This is a genomic window from Caldinitratiruptor microaerophilus, from assembly GCF_025999835.1.
Lineage (GTDB): Bacteria > Bacillota > Sulfobacillia > Symbiobacteriales > ZC4RG38 > Caldinitratiruptor > Caldinitratiruptor microaerophilus.
Window position 1 is genome coordinate 1064136 of sequence record NZ_AP025628.1, and the last position, 15830, is coordinate 1079965.

At 74.5% G+C, this 15830-nt stretch carries 15 protein-coding genes and 1 pseudogene; 15 read left to right on the forward strand and 1 reads right to left on the reverse strand.

Going from position 1 to position 15830, the window contains the following annotated elements; genetic code table 11:
• Nucleotides 1-214 precede the first annotated feature (214 nt).
• The 12 genes and pseudogenes from lysA to caldi_RS05220 all read left to right on the forward strand — a co-directional run bounded on the left by lysA (nt 215) and on the right by caldi_RS05220 (nt 12893).
• Nucleotides 215-1600: a diaminopimelate decarboxylase gene (lysA, locus tag caldi_RS05165; RefSeq protein ID WP_264844040.1), complete on the forward strand. Its 1386-nt coding sequence runs from the start codon at nt 215-217 to the stop codon at nt 1598-1600.
• A 7-nt stretch (nt 1601-1607) separates the two neighbouring features.
• Nucleotides 1608-2003, forward strand: a complete 396-nt coding sequence (locus caldi_RS05170; RefSeq protein ID WP_264844041.1) for a DnaJ family domain-containing protein — start codon at nt 1608-1610, stop codon at nt 2001-2003.
• A gap of 4 nt (nt 2004-2007) precedes the next feature.
• Nucleotides 2008-4695 (forward strand): CBS domain-containing protein, encoded by a 2688-nt coding sequence (locus tag caldi_RS05175; RefSeq protein ID WP_264844042.1) that lies wholly within the window; start codon nt 2008-2010, stop codon nt 4693-4695.
• Complete coding sequence (locus caldi_RS05180; protein ID WP_264844043.1) at nt 4685-5350, forward strand: site-2 protease family protein; 666 nt, start codon at nt 4685-4687, stop codon at nt 5348-5350. Before caldi_RS05175 ends, caldi_RS05180 begins: the two co-directional genes overlap by 11 nt.
• The gene (locus caldi_RS05185) at nt 5347-6120 is read left to right on the forward strand and encodes a segregation and condensation protein A (RefSeq protein ID WP_264844044.1); all 774 of its coding nucleotides are present in this window, start codon (nt 5347-5349) and stop codon (nt 6118-6120) included. The genes caldi_RS05180 and caldi_RS05185 overlap by 4 nt, the downstream gene beginning before the upstream one ends.
• Complete coding sequence (gene scpB, locus caldi_RS05190; protein ID WP_264844045.1) at nt 6117-6653, forward strand: SMC-Scp complex subunit ScpB; 537 nt, start codon at nt 6117-6119, stop codon at nt 6651-6653. Before caldi_RS05185 ends, scpB begins: the two co-directional genes overlap by 4 nt.
• 495 nt (nt 6654-7148) lie before the next feature.
• Complete coding sequence (locus caldi_RS05195; protein WP_264844046.1) at nt 7149-7871, forward strand: DUF2953 domain-containing protein; 723 nt, start codon at nt 7149-7151, stop codon at nt 7869-7871.
• A 34-nt stretch (nt 7872-7905) separates the two neighbouring features.
• Nucleotides 7906-8325, forward strand: a pseudogene (gene ytfJ, locus caldi_RS17730) (GerW family sporulation protein); the annotation flags it as partial.
• A 275-nt stretch (nt 8326-8600) separates the two neighbouring features.
• On the forward strand, nt 8601-9440 hold the full coding sequence (gene ku / locus caldi_RS05205) for a non-homologous end joining protein Ku (RefSeq protein ID WP_264844047.1): 840 nt from the start codon (nt 8601-8603) through the stop codon (nt 9438-9440).
• 27 nt (nt 9441-9467) lie between these two features.
• Nucleotides 9468-10391 (forward strand): ATP-dependent DNA ligase, encoded by a 924-nt coding sequence (locus caldi_RS05210; RefSeq protein WP_264844735.1) that lies wholly within the window; start codon nt 9468-9470, stop codon nt 10389-10391.
• A gap of 23 nt (nt 10392-10414) precedes the next feature.
• The gene (ligD, locus tag caldi_RS05215; protein WP_264844048.1) at nt 10415-11428 is read left to right on the forward strand and encodes a non-homologous end-joining DNA ligase; all 1014 of its coding nucleotides are present in this window, start codon (nt 10415-10417) and stop codon (nt 11426-11428) included.
• Between the two features lie 67 nt (nt 11429-11495).
• Nucleotides 11496-12893 carry a glycosyl hydrolase family 18 protein gene (locus tag caldi_RS05220; protein WP_264844049.1) on the forward strand — a complete coding sequence of 466 codons (1398 nt, stop codon included), beginning with the start codon at nt 11496-11498 and terminating at the stop codon, nt 12891-12893.
• Here caldi_RS05220 and caldi_RS05225 read toward each other — a convergent pair.
• Nucleotides 12871-13959, reverse strand: a complete 1089-nt coding sequence (locus caldi_RS05225; protein ID WP_264844050.1) for a polysaccharide deacetylase family protein — start codon at nt 13957-13959, stop codon at nt 12871-12873. The genes caldi_RS05220 and caldi_RS05225 overlap by 23 nt on opposite strands.
• A 182-nt stretch (nt 13960-14141) precedes the next feature.
• Here caldi_RS05225 and caldi_RS05230 point away from each other — a divergent pair, with 182 nt between their 5' ends.
• The 3 genes from caldi_RS05230 (at nt 14142) to caldi_RS05240 (ending at nt 15822) form a co-directional block, all read left to right on the forward strand.
• On the forward strand, nt 14142-14735 hold the full coding sequence (locus tag caldi_RS05230; protein ID WP_264844051.1) for a nucleoside recognition domain-containing protein: 594 nt from the start codon (nt 14142-14144) through the stop codon (nt 14733-14735).
• Between the two features lie 4 nt (nt 14736-14739).
• Nucleotides 14740-15279 (forward strand): spore maturation protein, encoded by a 540-nt coding sequence (locus caldi_RS05235; protein WP_264844052.1) that lies wholly within the window; start codon nt 14740-14742, stop codon nt 15277-15279.
• Between the two features lie 66 nt (nt 15280-15345).
• Entirely contained in the window at nt 15346-15822 is a 477-nt protein-coding gene (locus tag caldi_RS05240; protein ID WP_264844053.1) for a RidA family protein, read from the forward strand.
• Nucleotides 15823-15830: the final 8 nt, after the last annotated feature.

The window sequence follows — 15830 nt, forward strand, 5'->3', positions numbered from 1 at the left end:
GGCACCATGTCCCGCGAATCGGAACCCCGGCGGCTCCCGCGGCACCGGCCGGCGCCCCGGCCGGCCCCGCGGACGAGGCCGCCGTCCGGGCCGGGCCGCCGGGCCGGGCACGTTTGACACATGTCCGCCCGCCATGCTAGCGTAGAGACTAAAATTTACGGAGTTACGCGGGCCGGGCGGCAGGGCCGGCCCCGGCGGAGCGGAGGGCAGTCGGGTGCACCTGTACGGTACGCAGACGGTGAACGACAAGGGCCACCTGGTGGTGGGCGGGTGCGACGCGGTGGAACTCGCCCGCGAGTTCGGCACGCCCCTGTACGTGATGGACGAGGCGTTCATCCGGCAGAACGCCCGCGCCTACGTGCAGGCGTTCCGGGAGCGCTGGGACCGGTTCGCCGTGGCGTATGCCGCCAAGGCCTTCTTCTGCACGGCGATGGCGGCACTCGCCCACCAGGAGGGTCTCCACCTCGACGTGGCGTCCGGTGGCGAGATCGCCACCGCGCTCGCCGCGGGCGTGCCGGCGGAGCGGCTGTTCTTCCACGGCAACAACAAGTCGCCGGACGAGCTGGCGCTGGCCGTCGCCAGCGGGGTCGGGCGCATCGTCGTGGACAACCTGTACGAGCTGTCCCTTCTCCGGGCCGAGGCGGCCCGGCAGGGCGCGCGGCCCCGCATCTACCTGCGGCTGACGCCCGGCGTCTCCGCGCACACCCACCACTACATCACGACAGGGCAGCTCGACTCGAAGTTCGGCATCCCCATCGAGACCGGCGACGCCCTGGCGGCCGTCCGGGAGGCGCTGCGAACCCCCGAGGTCGAGCTGGTGGGGCTGCACGCGCACATCGGCTCCCAGATTTTCGACCTGAACAGCTTCCGGGTGGCGGCCGCCCGGATGATGGCGTTCTGCGCGGCAGTCCGCCGGGAGACGGGCTGGACCTGCTCCGAGCTCGACCTGGGCGGCGGGCTCGGCGTGCGCTACACGGCGGAGGACGACCCGCGGCCGATCGAGGAACTGGTGGCGGTGCTGACGGAGGCGGTGGCCGAGCAGGCGGCGGCGCTCGACCTGCCGCTGCCGCGCCTCGTGGTCGAGCCCGGCCGCTCGATCGTCGGCGAGGCCGGGGTGACCCTCTACACGGTCGGGGCGATCAAGGAGATCCCGGGCGTACGCACGTACCTGGCCGTGGACGGCGGTATGAACGACAACCCCCGCCCGGCGCTGTACCAGGCACGGTACGAGGTCGTGGTGGCCAACCGCATGCGCGCCGAGCGGGTGCGGCGCGTGACGGTGGCCGGGCGGGCCTGCGAGTCCGGCGACATCCTCGTCCACGACGCCGACGTGGCCGCCGACGTGGAGCCCGGCGACGTGCTGGCCGTGCTCGTCACCGGGGCATACAATTACAGTATGGCCTCCACCTACAACCGCTTCCCCCGGCCGGCGGTCGTGTTCGTGCAGGACGGCCGGGCCGAGGTCGTGGTGCGGCGTGAGACCTGGGACGACGTGCGCGCGCACGACGTGCTGCCGCCCCGGCTGCGGCCCGCCGGCGCCGCCGAGGAGGCGGCCGCGACGGGGGCCGGACCCGACGCCGTGCCGGTCGAAAGGGGATAGACGGCCGGTGGGGGAGAAGCTTTCGACCCACTGGACCCGGCAGGGCCCGGGCCCGATCGCCACGAAGGGCTACCGGTCCTGGGTGGAGGAGCAGATCGAGGAGGCCCGGGCCCGGGGCGACTTCGACAACCTGCCGGGCAAGGGGCAGCCCCTGGACCTGAGCCGCGACCCGTTCGCCGAGCGGGACTGGCTGGTGCACCACGTCCTCCGGAATGCCCGCGTCCTGCCCGAGTGGATCGAACTGGACCGCGAGATCCGCGAGGGGATCCGCTGGCTGAAGGCCCACCCGGGCCACCCCGAGCGGGCGGCCAGGGTGCGGGAGCTGAACCGCCGGATCGACCGGTTCAACCTGCTCGTGCCTTCGGTGTCGCTGCAGAAGCCCCGGCTCCCCGAGGGATTCTGACCGCATGCAGCTCATCGTCCCCCACGCCAGCACCGACCTGGACGCCCTGGGCTCGGCGGCCGGTCTGCGGGTCCTGTACCCCGGGGCGACCATCGTGCTGCCCGGCCTGGTCCTCCCGGGGGCGGCGGCGTTCGCCTCGCTGCACCGGTACCACCTGCCGACCAGGACCCCCCGGGACGTGGACCTCGACCGGGTCGAGCTCCTGGTGGTCGCCGACACCGCCGACCCGGGGCGCCTCGGCGCGCTGTCGGCGGTGGCGCGACGCCCCGGGGTCCGGGTCCACCTGTACGACCATCACCCCCGGGAGCCGGGGGACCTCCAGGCCGAGGTCGAGGTGACCGAGCCGGTCGGCGCCACGGCCACGCTGGTCGCCGAGCTCCTGGAGGAGTCGGGGGCGCCCTTCAGCCCGCAGGTGGCCACGGCGCTGCTCCTCGGCATCTACGCGGACACCAGCTTCCTGACCCTCCCGTCCACGACGCCCCGCGACGCCCGGGCCGTCGCCTTCCTCCTCGAGCGCGGCGCCAGCCCGGCCCTGGCCGAACGCTTCGTGAGCCCTGACCTGACCCCGCCGCAGCAGGAGCTTCTTTCCCAGCTCCTGCGGACCGAGCGCCTCCACACCGTCCGGGGGGTCAAGATCCGGATCGCCCCGGGCGAGACCCGGAACTACGTGGGAGGGCTCGCCCTCGTCGTGCACCGGCTGCTGGACCTGCGCCCGGCGGCCGCGACGTTCGTGGCCGTGCGCATGGGCGACCGCGTCCACGTGGTGGGACGGAGCGAGGTGCCCTGGGTGGATGTGCGCTCGGTGCTCGCCACCTTCGGCGGGGGAGGGCACCCCGGGGCCGCCTCGGCGGTGGTGCGAAGTACCGACGTCGGTGGGGTCGTGGCGGCCCTCCTCGAGCGGCTGGAGGCCACGGTCGGCCCCCCGCTCACCGCCCGCGACCTGATGAAGAGCCCGGTGCGGGCGATCTCGCCGGACCGGACGGTCGCCGAGGCGGAGCGGCTCATGCTGCGGTACGGCTACTCCGGCCTGGTCGTCACCGAGGGGGAGCGCGTCGTGGGGGTCGTGTCGCGGGCCGACGCCGAGCGGGCCCGGCGCCACGGCCTGGCCCACGCCCCGGTGAAGGGGGTCATGGCCCGCCAGCCGATCGTGGTCGGCCCCGACACGCCGCTGGACGAGATGCAGGCCGTCATGATCGAGCGCGGGGTGGGGCGGTTGCCGGTGGTCGAGGGGGGCCGCCTGGTGGGCATCGTCACCCGGAGCGACCTCCTGGGCGAGCTCTACGGCAGCGCCGCTCCGCACTGGCACCGGCGGCTTCACGGCTCGCCCGGCGAGGGGGCGGCGGAGGCGACGGCCCGCATCCGGGAGCGTGCGGCAGGGCTGCCGCCGGCCGCCCTCCGGATCCTCCTGGCCGCGGGCCGGATCGCCCGGGACACGGCCCAGCCCGCCTACGCGGTCGGCGGGTTCGTCCGGGATCTCCTCCTGGGCCGGCCGAACATGGACATCGACATCGCGGTCGAAGGCGACGGCATCGCCTTCGCGGAGCAGCTCGCCCGGGCGCTCGGCGGTCAGGTGCACCCCGTGCCCCGCTTCGGCACCGCCCATGTCCATCTCCCGGACGGGGTCCGGGTCGACGTGGCCACCGCCCGGCGCGAGTTCTACGAGTACGCCGCCGCCCTGCCCCGGGTTGAGGACGCTGACCTGCGGGAGGACCTCTACCGGCGGGACTTCACCATCAACGCGCTGGCGGTCCGCCTCACCCCCGAGGGCCCCGGCGAAGTCGTCGACTTCTTCGGGGGGTACGCCGACCTGCGGGCCGGCCTCATCCGGGTGCTCCACTCCCTCAGCTTCGTCGAGGACCCGACCCGGGTGCTCCGGGCGATCCGCTTCGCGTGCCGCTACGGCATGCGCCTGGAGGACGAGACCGCCCGGCTCGCCGGGGAGGCGGTCCGCAGCGACCTGCTGCTGCGGGTGAGCGCCGAGCGGCTCCGGAACGAGCTGATCCTCATCCTGGGGGAGCCGGCCGCCGGTGCCTGCCTGGCCGCCCTGGCCGACCTCGGCGCCCTGGAGCAGGTCCTGCCCGGCGTGCGCTGGGGCGAACCGGTGCGGGCGGCGCTGGCCGGGGCGGAGCGCCTCCTTTCCGGGGACGGCGCCGCGGATGAGCCCCTGCCGGCCGCCATCCGGCAGCTCGCCGGCGCGGTCGAGCCCTGGCTCCTGCGGGCGGCCTGCCTGGCGCCGGGCCTGGCGGCCGGCGGACCTTCCGCCGGCCTCCCGGAGCGCCTCAGGCTCCGGCGGCGTCCCCGGACGGTGCTCGCGCACGTGCTCGGCCACTGGCGGGAAGCGCTCGGCATCCTGAACACCCCGGGGCTTCTGCCGTCCCGGGTCGTCGAGGTTTTGGAGGGCTGGCCCGCCGAGGGACTGGCGCTGCTCTGGATCCTCGGCCGGGGGTCGCCGGTGGCGGGGTACGTCCTCCGCTTCCTGGAATCGTGGCGGCACGTGCGGGCCCGGGTGAGCGCCCGCGACCTGCAGCAGGCCGGGATCCCGGAGGGACCCGCGTACCGCCACGCGCTGGCCGCGGCGCGCCGGGCGCGCCTCGATGGCCGTGCAGCGACCCGGGAAGAGGAACTGGCCGCCGCCATCGCCGCCGCCCGGGCATGGGCGGCGCAGCGGGAGGGGGAAGCGCATGCCGGGTGACGACTTCCTGACGCGGCTGCTCCTGGCCGCGCCGGGGATCCTGATCGCGCTGGTCTTCCACGAGTACGCGCACGCCCGGGTGGCGTACGCCTTCGGCGACCCGACCCCGCGCCTCCAGGGCCGGCTCACCCTGGACCCCCGGGCGCACCTGGACTGGCTGGGCGTGATCGTGCTCCTCATGAGCAACTTCCGGTTCGGGTGGGCCCGGCCCGTGCAGGTCAACGTCTACAAGCTCCGGCCGCGGGTGGCCGGCGAACTCGCCGTGTCGCTGGCGGGGATCGCGATGAACGTCCTGCTGGCGATCCTGTTCGTCGTCGCCGCGGGCCTGAGCCGGCCGCTGGTTCAGGGGCCGCTCGGCTTCAACGTGGTCCGGATGTTCGGGCTCGCGGCGGAGATCAACCTCTGGCTGGCGATCTTCAACTTCCTCCCCGTCCCGCCCCTGGACGGCTGGCGGTTCTTCCGCCGCCTGATCCCCGGCTTCGCCGGCAGCCGCCTCGCCGACTGGCTCGATCAGTTCGGCATGTTCGCCCTCATGCTGCTCATCGTCTTCCCCTCCGGTCAGGTCATCCTGCGCCTGCTGCTGCAGCCCTTCCGGTGGCTCCTCGTCGGCACCGTGGAGGGCGTGTCCGGGTTCCTCCTGGGACTCCTGTCGTGAACGGGATCGCCCCCGGGGCCGGCCGGGACCTGACCGTCCGGCTGGAGAACTTCGAAGGCCCCCTCGACCTGCTGCTGTACCTCATCCGGAAGGAAGAGGTCAGCATCCACGACATCCCGATCGCACGCATCGCCGAGCAGTACCTGGCCTACATCGCCGACCTGTCGGACGTGGAGATCGACCGGGCCGCGGACTTCCTCGTGATGGCCGCCACCCTCCTCGACATCAAGGCCCGCATGCTGCTGCCGCGACCGCCCCGCCCCGAGGGCGAGGCCGGGGCGGAGGACGGGGAGGACGAGGACCCCCGGGCGGAGCTGGCCCGCCAGCTCGAGGCCTACCAGCGGTTCAAGGAGCTGGCCGCCGAGCTTCGCCGCCGCGAGGAGGCGGCGGGCCGGTCCTACCCCCGCGGCTGGTACCCCGAGGCGCCGCGCGGCCCCGCGCCCCTCGTCGGTGTGAGCCTCGCGGACCTGGTGGCTGCCTTCCGGGCGCTCCTGGAGGAGCGCGGCGCGTGGCGTGAGGTTCCCCGCGAGACGGTCACTCTCCGGGACAAGCTGCGCGAGATCCTCCAGCGGCTCGGCCGGTCTCCCGCCGGGGTGCCGTTCCGCAGCCTCTTCCGTCCCGGCGCCGGGCGGCTGGAGATCCTCGTCACGTTCCTGGCCCTGCTCGAACTCGTGCGCCAGCAGCGGGCCAGGGCCGTGCAGGAGCGACCCTTCGCCGAGATCCTGATCCTGCCCGCGCCGCAAGGCCAGGGAGGGATTGACGGGGCATGATCTGGGACCGGGGCAAGGCCATCGTCGAGGCGCTCCTCCTCGCCTCGCCGGAACCCCTGTCCGCCGAGCGCATCGCGGAGGTCATCGGGATCGGCGCGCACGAGGCCGCCCTCCTGGTGGAAGACCTGCGCCGGGACTACGCCTCGCCGGCCCGGGGGCTGGCCATCCGGGAGGTGGCGGGGGGCTTCCAGCTGGTCACCCGCCCCGACCTGGCCGAGTACGTCGAGCGCCTGCACGCCCCCCGGGGTCGCGGCCTCTCGCACGCGGCCCTGGAGACGCTGGCCATCATCGCCTACCGCCAGCCCATCACCCGGGCGGAGATCGAAGCGATCCGCGGCGTGAGCGTGGAGGGCACCCTGAACTCGCTGCTGGAGCGCGGGCTCATCCGGGAAGCGGGCCGGAGGGACGGGCCGGGGCGCCCCATCCTGTACGTCACCACGCCCGAATTCCTGAAGCACTTCGGCCTCGCCGACCTCAGCGACCTGCCGCCGGTCGAGCCGCCGGGCGGCGGGCTGTTCGGCAGCGGTTCGTGACGGCCGCCAGGGTGGGGGGAGGGCCGACGTGGTTCGGCCGGAGGCGGTGGGCGGCCAGCCATTCGGCGGCCGGTGGGTGCCAATATCCTACATTTCTGGCGCTATGCCCCTCCAAGGGGCAAACCGTGACGGTCGAGCCAAGCCGTTGACTCGCATTCTCTGCCCCACCGTGGGCCCGCCGGCGGGCGAAGCGGCCTGCGGGTTGACAGAAGCCCCGGTTCCGGTAACCATCCTGCCCCTGCAGGGGCGCTTCCCCGGGGGTCGGGGGCGGTGGGGCAAAGAATGCGCCATGACGAAAACGCTTGCCAGTCACCGATTGCCTCACGCCTCACCAGGCGAAACCGCGTCACATGGTGCGGAACGACGGCGCGCTCCACGATGCGGGCGGCAGGGGAGGCAGGGCGCAAACCTGCGCGCACGCCGTGCAGCGGACACGGGGACCCGGTCCCCCGCCGGGGCATGCTAGGCGTGAAGGCCGCCGCGGAGGTTCGAAGAGTGCAGAACGCGTACGTCCTGTTCCTGGCGGCGCTCGTGGCGATCCCCGGCTGCGCGACCCTGGTGGCGCCCGTCCGCATCGCCGTGACGGCGCGCCTCGACGGGGCGCGCGGCCGGGCCCTCCTGGAGGTCCGCTGGCTGGCCCTGACCGTCCGCCGCGCGCTCCGGTTCGACCTCCCGCGCGAACCGAGCCGCCTCTTCCTGCGCTGGGCGCTCGCCGCCCGAGGCGGGCGTCCGGTGCTGGACCGCTCCCGCCTCGGGCTGGCCCGCAGCCTGACCGAAAGCCTGCTCCGGCTGGCGCGGGCGATGGCCCCCGCCTCGGGCTACCTGCGGCGCCGGGTGCGGGTGGAGCGGCTCGACATCGAGGCCCGGATCGGTGCGGGGGACGCGATGGAGACCGCCCTGGCGTACGGCACCGCCTGGGCCGCGATCGGCCAGGTCCTGGCGGCCGCGGCCGCCGCGGTGCACCTCCCGGCCGATCGGGTGCGGGTGAGCCTGATCCCGGAATTCGAACGCGAAGGCCTGTGGGGGGCGGTGCACGTCGGGACGCGCGTGCGGGCCCTCGATCTCGTCGGTACGGCCTGGGCCCTACTGCGGGCCGGCGGGCTCTCCGCGGCCCGGCAGGCGCTCCTCCGGGCGCGGGCCGCGCTCCGGGGGCTCCGGGGCGGCAGTGCGCCGCGCGGGGCGCTCCGCATAGCCCCCCGCCCGCGCCGCGCAGGTTAGTGGGAGCCGGGACCGGCCCAAGGAGGAACCCAACGTGGCCGAGCATCCGATCCAGGGCCTCATGCGGACCGCCCTGGAGAGCCTGAAGGAAATGGTCGACGTCAACACGGTGGTGGGGGACCCGGTCCGGACCCCCGACGGACAGACTGTCATCCCGGTGAGCCGGGTGACGTTCGGCTTCGCGGCCGGAGGTACGGAGTTCGGCCGCGGGGGGCAGCGGTACGGGCGGGACGAGACCGCCGGGGAGTACGAGGGCGGCTACGGCGGGTCGTCGGACGGCTTCCCGTTCGGCGGCGGCAGCGGCGCTGGCGTGTCAGTGCAGCCGGTGGGGTTCCTGGTCGTCGGCCGGCAGGGGATCCGGATGCTGACGGTCAGCGGCGGGAAGGCGATGGACCGGCTGCTGGACGTCGCCCCCCAGATCCTCGAACGGCTGACGGGCACGAGGGAGCGCCGCCGGGTCCGGGACGGGGAGCACCCTGCCGACGAGCTGGCCGGGAAGGTGGTCGAGGCAGCGCTGACCCGGGGGCAGGAGAAGGCCGGGGTCGACGGCAGCGAGGATGCGGACGGAGGGGCCGGGGAGCTGGAAGACCTGCCCCGTGCGCGGGCGGGCCGTACGGCGGCGGACGGCAAGCGTGAGGGCCGGGAGGCGGGCAAGGCGGACCGGGTCGTCCGCCGGGTGATGCGCACCCTCGACGACGCCGGCCGGGGCGGGAGGCGCCGGCCGTAGCCATGCGGAGCCTGTGGCGGGGCACGATCAGCTTCGGCCTGGTGACCATCCCGGTGAAGCTCTACGCGGCCACCGAGGACCGGGACGTGCACTTCCGCCTGCTGCACCGGGAGTGCAAGACGCCCATCCGGTACCGCCGCTGGTGCCCTCGCTGCGAGCGCGAGGTGGAGGCCGGGGACCTCGTCCGGGGGTACGAGCACGAGCCGGACCGGTTCGTGGTGATCGAGGAGGAGGACCTCGAAAGCCTGCCCGTCGCCGCCGCCCGCACCGTGGAGATCCTTGACTTTGTACGGCTCGAGGACATCGACCCGATCTACTTCCTCCGGACCTACTTCGTGGAACCCGGCGACGGCGGGGCGAAGGCATACGCCCTCCTGCGCCGCGCCCTGCAGGCAACGGGCCGCATCGGCCTGGCAAGGGTGGCGCTGCGGGGCCGGTCGTCCCTGGCCGCGGTGCGGGTGTACCGCCAGGATTGCCTCTGCCTCGAGACCATGCGCTTCCCGGACGAGATTCGCTCCCACGCCGGGCTCCAGATCCCGGCCGACGAGGGGTACCGCGATCAGGAACTCGAGATGGCCCGGCTCCTGATCTCGACCCTGTCCACGGAGTTCGTGCCGGAGCGGCTGCGCGACGAGTACCGGGAGGCGCTGCTCGAGCGGATCCGGGAGAAGGTGGCCGGGGACCAGGTGTACCGGGTGGAGGCGCCGGAGCCCACGGCGCGGGTGGCCGACCTGATGGAGGCCCTCCGGCAGAGCGTGCGCCTGGCCGAGGCGGCGCGCGGCCCGGCGAGCGGGGTGCCCGCGGCGGACGGGGCCGGACCCCGCCCGGCGCCGCCGCACTGACCCGCCGTGGAGGTCCCCTTCGTGCCCATGGAGCCGGTTCCGGCCGACCGCGCGGAGGACGACCCGGCGTGGAGCGGCGAGGTCAAGTGGGACGGCGTCCGCTGCATCGCCCTCGTCCAGGGGGGCCGGGTGCGCCTCTGGAGCCGGCGGCTCCGGGAGCGCACGCCCCGCTTCCCGGAGATACAGGCGCTGGCCGGCCAGCTGCCGCCGGGGCGGTACGTTCTCGACGGCGAGCTGGTCGTCCTCCGGGACGGGCGCCCCAGCTTCCCGGGGATCCTCGAGCGGGACCTGGCCCAGGGCGCGGCGGCGGCCCGCGCGGCGGCCCGGGACCCCGCCGTGTACATGGTGTTCGATCTCCTGGAGGCGGCCGGTCGCGAGGTGGCCGGCTGGCCGCTCGAGCGCCGGCAGGCCCTCCTGCGGGAGTCGCTGCGCCCCGGGGGCCCGGCGGTGGCGGTCGAGGGCTTCCCCGGCGCCGGGGCCCGGCTCCTGGCGGCAGTGATGGAGCAGCAGCTCGAGGGGGTGGTGCTGAAGCGCCTCGACTCGCCCTACCGGCCGGGCGACCGGTCCGAGCTGTGGCGCAAGGTGAAGCGCCGGCTGCGCCTCCTCTGCGCCGTCGGGGGATACACGGTGACCGGCGGCAGGGCCGGCGCCCTGCTCCTCGGCGCCTACGATCGGGACGGCCGGCTGCGCTACCTCGGGCGTGCGGGCTCGGGGCTGTCCGAACGTGACCTGGAGGCGGCGCGGGAGCTGGAGCCGGGGCCGTGCCCGTTCGACCCCGTCCCCGACCTCCGGGGCGAGCGCTTCTCCCGCCCGCCCGACCGGGTGGTCTGGGTGCGGCCCCGGGTGACCGTGTGGGTCGAGTTCGCCGAGTGGACGGAGGGGCTGCGGCTGCGGAGCCCGGTGGTGAAGGGCCTGTCCCCCGAGCCGCCGGAAGCCGCCCGCCTGCCGTGACCCGATCCGGGGGAGGAATGGGGTTGCCTGCCGGAGGACAGCCCACGGTGGTACGGGTGGCCGGACGCGAGGTCCGAGTGACAAACCCGGACAAGCGGCTCTGGCCCGTGGACGGGCTCACCAAGTGGGACCTCGTCGACTACTACGTGCGGGTGAGCCCCTTCCTGCTGCCGCACCTCCGGGGCCGGCCCCTGGTGCTCACCCGCTACCCGGACGGGATCGACGGGGAGTGGTTCTACAGCAAGAACGCGCCCGAGGGCGCGCCGGAGTGGCTGCGGACGTGGACCTACCACCACGAGTCGGGGCCGAACCACTACATCGTGGCCGAGGAGGCCGCGGCGCTCGCCTACGTGGCCAACCTGGCGGCCATCGAGTTGCACCCGTGGCTCAGCTCGTGCGACACGCCCGAGGAGCCCGACTTCGCCGTGGTCGACCTCGACCCCGCCGAAGGCGCCACCTGGGAGGACGTCCGGCAGGTGGCGCTGCTCGTCCGGGAGATCCTCCGCGCCGTGGGGGTGGAGGGCTTTCCGAAGCTGTCCGGCGCCACCGGCCTCCACGTCTACTGCCCGTGCGCGCCCGGCCACTCCTTCCGGGACACCGCCGAGTTCGTGCGGGCGATCGGCCGGCTCCTCCTCCGGATCGACCCGGAGCGGGTGACCCTGGAACGGGTGGTCGCCCGGCGGGCGGGGAAGGTGTACGTGGACTACCTGCAGAACCGCCTCGGCCAGACCATCACGGCCGTCTACGGCCTGCGGCCCCGCCCGGGGGCGCCCGTGTCGATCCCCGTGACCTGGGACGAGCTTCGCACCGGCGACGTGCCCGAGGTGAACCTGCGAACCGTGTGGGAGCGGCTGCGGCGGGTGGGCGACCTCTTCGCTCCCGTCCTCGACCGGCGGCAGGATCTCCGCCCCGCCACCGCGGCCTTGCAGGCGGAAGCCGGTACCCAGCGCCCCGCGCCAGCGCATGAGCCAGGATCTGGAGAGGCAAGCAACTGGCAACATCTGAGTGAGGACGTCCCACCGTTGGGAGCGATATAATCATCCGTGCGCGTGAAGCGGCGGCAAGCCCGCGGGGCGCCGCCGCCCGGCGCACTGGAGGATGGGCATGCCCCCGAAACGCTTCACGGTGGGACGGAGCGTCGTGGTGGCCACGTTCCTGGCCACCCTCTTGCTCGCCGCGGCGTCCGTGGGGGCCGGCCCGGTCGGACGCCCCGCGGAGCCCGCGGCGGCGCCGGCCCGGGTCCCCGCTGCCGGTCCCGGCGACCCGCAACCCGGCTCTCCGGCGCCGCCGGCAGCGGCGGGTGCACACCTCGAGCCGGTGCTGCAGGAGCACGGCCTCCTCCGACAGGCCCGCCGCTCCCGGCCCGGCGCCCCGGCCGTCGCGTCCGCCACGGTCGGGCCTCCGACGGCCGAATCCCCGCCACCGGAGCCCTCCGGCATCCCGCCGCGTGCGGCCGCCCCGTCGCCTGCGCCCGCCCCGCTCTCCCCGGCTCCGGCCCCGCCGGCGCCCGGCCGCGAGGACCCGGCCCCGTCCCTGCCCCGTGACCGCCTGCTCGTGCTCGGGTACTACACCGAGGACTGGGACGGTGACACCCGGTCGCTGGAGAGCCTGCGGCGGGCAGGCACCCGGGTCGACCTCGTGGCCAGTTTCCAGTTCCGGGTGACCGCCGGGGGCGAGCTCGCCGGGCGGGCATACCCACGCCTCACGGACCGGGCGCGGCGGAGCCGGACCCCCGTGCTGGCCCTGTTCCACAACTACGCCGGCAGCGGCTTCGACCGCGGGATCGCCCGGTCGATCCTGGCGACGGCGGAGGCGCGCGAGCGCTCGGCGCGCGCCGTGGCCTGGACGGTGCGCGAAGGCGGCTTCGCCGGCGTCAACATCGACCTGGAGAACATCCCGCCCTCGCTGCGGGGCGCGTTCACGGACTACGTCCGGCGCATCGCCGCCCACCTGCGGCCGGACGGCTACCTGGTCACCATCTCCGCCCCCGCGAAGCTCGGCGACGAGCGCCAGAACGGCTGGACGGGCGCCTTCGACTACCGCGCCCTGGCGCCGCTGGTGGACCTCTTCGTCGTCATGGCCTACGACCAGCACCTCCCCGGAGGCCCGGCCGGCCCGATCGCCGCGCCGGACTGGGTGGAGGCCGTGATCCGGTACGCGCGCTCGCAGATCCCGGCGGAGAAGATCCTGCTCGGGGTGCCCCAGTACGCCTACGACTGGATCGAGGGCACCACGCAGGGCCGCGGCCTGAGCGTCCCCGGGGCCCACGGCCTCGCGGAGAAGAGCGGCGCCCCCGTCCTGTGGGACGAGGGCGCCGGCAGCGGCCTGTTCCGCTACACGGATCCCGAGGGTCGCCGGCGGGTCGTGTACGTCGAGGACCGCCGCGGGCTCGAGCAGAAGCTGGTCCTGGCCCGGAAGTACGGCTTGCGGGGGGTCGCCATCTGGCGCCTGGGCCTGGAGGACCCGGGCATCTGGCCCCTCATCGACGGCTACCGGCGGTGACGCTCTCCCCCGGCTCACCCGACGCCGGCGGGTTGGCCCCCGGACCCGTCTCCGGGAGGATCTCCGCCAGGGTCACCGTGCGCAGGCCTTTCTCCCGCAGGGCGTCGAGGGCGGCGGGCAGCGCCCGGCGGGTCGGGTCGGTGGGGTGAAGGAGGATGATGTCGCCCGCCCGCGCCTTGCCCACCTCGCGCAGCACGTCCTGGGAGCGCACTCCCGGCATCCAGTCCCGCGTGTCGAGGCTCCACATCACGGTGGTGTAGCCGAGTGCCCGGGCCAGGCGGACCATCTCCCGGTTCCACTCGCCCCGGTGGGGCTGGTAGAAGCGCGGCGCGCGGCCGGTGATCTCGCGGATGATGCGGTCGGCCCGTTCGATGTCCGCCCGCAGTTGCCCTGTCCGGTACATCTCGAGGGGCGAGCGGCGGTCGTCGTAGCCGTGGTTCCCGATCTCGTGCCCGCCCGCGGCGATGGTGCGGAGGAGGTTCTGGTTCTTCTCTGCCCACCGGCCGGTGACCAGGAAGGTGGCCCGGGCCCCTGCCCGCTTGAGGGCGGTCAGCATCTCGGGGAGGTGCTCGGTTCCCCAGGCCACGTTGATGACGAGAGCGACGGCCTGCCGGGCCGGATCGCCCGAGTGCACCGGCAGGTCCGGTTGCACGCGGCTGGCGCCGGCCGGGCGCACAGGCGTCCAGGCCGGCAGCACGGCCTCTCCCCTGGGGGCGGTCATGACGCGCAGTACCGTGGCCTCCACGTCCACCTGGAAGCCCGGCGCCGGCGCGGCGGTGGCCGGCGCCGCCCGGTCCGGGCCGGAGGCGGGCCCGAGCGAGGAGGCCGACCCGGTCTCCAGGCTTCGGGCCAGCTCCTGCACCACGGCCCGCACCTCGTCTTCCGTGAGCCCCGCCATGGACCGCCCGAGGAGTGTCACGCCCGGGCGCACGCGGGGCTCGCCCAGCAGCGGGAGGCGCCGGCCGAGGGGGTACAGCAGCACGCCCAGGATGGCCAGGAGGACCGCCGCCAGGGACCAGCGGTTGATGCGGATCACGCGAAAGCTTGCCCGCGCCTCACGCTCCACCGAGGCTTCCCCCTTCACCACTCCACATATGGGGAAGCGACGCCGGATAGAACCGGGCGCGCCGCGGGCGGTTGTGCGGCGTGTGGCCGGGGTCCGCTTCTACCGGTTCCTCGCGCCCCATAGCCATAGGCCGGGGGCGCCCGACCTGCCGGAGAGGGCGGCCCCCCGCCGGGGGGAAGCGCATGCTGGGCGGCGTCTGGCTCGTCCTGATCGTCACGGCGGTGGCGGTCGCCGGGGCCACCGGCCGGGTGGAGCAGGTCACGCAGGCGGCCATGGAGTCCGCCCGGGCGGCGGTGGAGACGGCCCTGAACCTGGCCGGGGTGATGGCGCTCTGGCTGGGCCTGAGCCGCATCGCTCAGGAGTCCGGCCTCATGCAGGCGCTGGCGCGCCTCCTGGCGCCGGTGACGCGCCGGCTCTTCCCCTCGGTGCCGCCGGACCACCCTGCCCTGGGCGCGGTGGCCATGAACCTGAGCGCCAACCTCCTGGGCCTCGGGAACGCCGCCACGCCCATGGGGCTCAAGGCGATGCAGGAACTGCAGAAACTCAACCGGGGCGACCCCGAGGAGGCCACCCCGGCCATGTGCACGTTCCTGGTCCTCAACACCTCGTCCGTCACCCTGATCCCGGGAACCCTGATCGCCCTGCGGGCCGCCCAGGGAAGCCGGTCGCCGGCCGACATCGTGGTGCCCACTCTCGTGGCGACCGCCGTGTCGGCGGCGGTGGGGATCGCCGTGGACGCGATGCTGCGCCGGCGGTGGGCGCGCCGGGGGGGATGAGAGGGTGCACGCGCTCGACGCCGTCGCCACCTGGGCCATCCCCGCGCTCCTCGCCGGCATCCCGCTGTGGGGCTACCTGCGCGGGGTGGCTGTCTACGAGGCGTTTCTCGCCGGCGCGGAGGAAGGCCTGCGTGTCACGGTTCAGATCCTGCCCTACATGCTGGGCATACTGGTGGCGCTGGGGGTGTTCCGTGCCTCCGGCGCGCTGGACCTCGTGGCGCAGGTGGCGCTGCCGCTCACGGGCCGGCTCGGCTTTCCCCCGGAGGTGCTGCCGCTCATGCTCATCCGCCCGCTGTCCGGCAGCGGTTCCCTGGCGGCGGTGGCGGACCTCCTGCGTGCACACGGGCCCGACTCGTTCGTCGGCCGGCTGGCCTCGGTGATGCAGGGCTCCACCGACACCACCTTCTACGTCCTCAGCGTCTACTTCGGCTCGGTGGGGGTCAAGAAGCCGCGTTACGCCCTGTGGTCGGGCCTGTGCGGCGACGCCGCCGGCTTCGTCGCCGCCCTCTGGGCGTGCCGCTGGTTTTACGGCGGACCGCCATGAAGGAAGGAAAAGGTCGGCGGACCGACGAAAGCCTGTGGGCCGGTACATGCCAAGGAGTGTGAGGCTGTGAGTTACGAGGCCAGGCTGAAGGAACTCGGCATCACGCTTCCGGAGGTCCCCCGGCCCGTGGCGGCCTACGTTCCCGCCGTGCGGACCGGGAACCTGGTGTTCACGTCGGGCCAGATCCCCATGGTGGAGGGTACCCTCCGCTACAAGGGTAAGGTCGGCAAGGACGTCAGCCCGGAGGAGGCCTACCAGGCGGCGCGGCTCTGCGCGCTCGGCGCGCTGGCGGCGATCCGGGCGCAGGTCGGCTCCCTGGACCGGATCGAACAGATCGTCAAGGTCACGGTGTTCGTGAGCAGCGACCCGTCGTTCACGGGACAGCCCGAGGTGGCGAACGGCGCGTCCGAACTGTTCCTGCAGATCTTCGGTGACGCCGGCCGGCACGCGCGCTCGGCGGTCGGGTGCCCCGTGCTGCCCCGGGATGCCGCCGTCGAGGTCGAGGTCCTCGCGCGGGTCGCCGACGGGGCCGGCCCCGGGTAGCGCGGCGC